The sequence below is a fragment of the Paraburkholderia dipogonis genome (genome assembly GCF_046027395.1).
GTDB classification, from domain to species: Bacteria; Pseudomonadota; Gammaproteobacteria; order Burkholderiales; family Burkholderiaceae; genus Paraburkholderia; species Paraburkholderia dipogonis_A.
Genome location: NZ_JAQQEG010000116.1, coordinates 1 through 1019 on the forward strand (window position 1 = coordinate 1; position 1019 = coordinate 1019).

Annotated in this window: 2 protein-coding genes; both read left to right on the forward strand. The window is 61.9% G+C overall.

Translation table 11 applies throughout. From position 1 onward, the window contains the following. Positions 1-534, forward strand: a 534-nt coding sequence (locus PQR32_RS42095; RefSeq protein ID WP_408241785.1) for a CoA transferase subunit A, incomplete at its 5' end; no start/stop codon positions are given. Between the two features lie 2 nt (positions 535-536). Next, positions 537-1019 (forward strand): 3-oxoacid CoA-transferase subunit B (locus PQR32_RS42100; protein ID WP_408241788.1); only part of this gene is annotated, 483 nt, incomplete at its 3' end.

A 1019-nucleotide genomic window follows, 5' to 3' on the forward strand; every position in this document is an offset into this window, starting at 1 on the left:
GACGGGTTCGGCCTCGGTCTGCTGCTCGAAACGCGCCAGGTCAAGAAGATGATCTCGTCGTATGTCGGCGAGAACAAGGAGTTCGAACGCCAGTATCTGGCCGGCGAACTCGAGCTCGAATTCACGCCGCAAGGCACGCTCGCCGAGAAGCTGCGCGCGGGCGGTTCGGGCATTCCGGCGTTCTTCACCAATACCGGCTACGGCACGCTGATCGCCGAAGGCAAGGAAACCCGCCAGTTCGGCGAAAACCACTACGTGCTCGAACACTCGCTGACGGCCGACGTCGCGCTCGTCAAGGCGTGGAAGGCCGACAAATCGGGCAACCTGATCTACCGCCGCACCGCGCGCAACTTCAACCCGATGTGCGCGATGGCCGGCAAGATTACCGTCGCGGAAGTCGAAGAGATCGTCGAAGTCGGCGAACTCGATCCGGACGCGATCCATACGCCGGGCATTTTCGTGCAGCGCATTGTGCTCAATGCGAATCCGGAAAAACGCATTGAACAACGCATTGTCCGCGCGAAAGGAGACTGATCATGGCATGGACTCGTGACGAAATGGCCGCACGCGCGGCGAAGGAACTGCAGGACGGGTTCTACGTGAACCTCGGCATCGGCCTGCCGACGCTGGTGGCCAATCACGTGCCGTCGGGCGTCGAAGTGTGGTTGCAATCGGAAAACGGCCTGCTCGGCATCGGCCCGTCGCCGACCGAAGAGGAAGTGGACGCCGACCTGATCAATGCCGGCAAGCAGACAGTGACCACGCTGCCGGGTTCGTCGATTTTTTCGTCGGCGGATTCGTTCGCGATGATTCGCGGCGGCCACATCAACCTGGCGATTCTCGGCGCGATGCAGATCAGCAAGAAGGGCGATCTGGCCAACTGGATGATCCCGGGCAAGATGATCAAGGGCATGGGCGGCGCGATGGATCTGGTCGCGGGCGTCAAGCGCGTGGTCGTGCTGATGGAGCACGTCGCGAAGGGCGACCAGCACAAGATCCTCGAAGAGTGCACGCTGCCG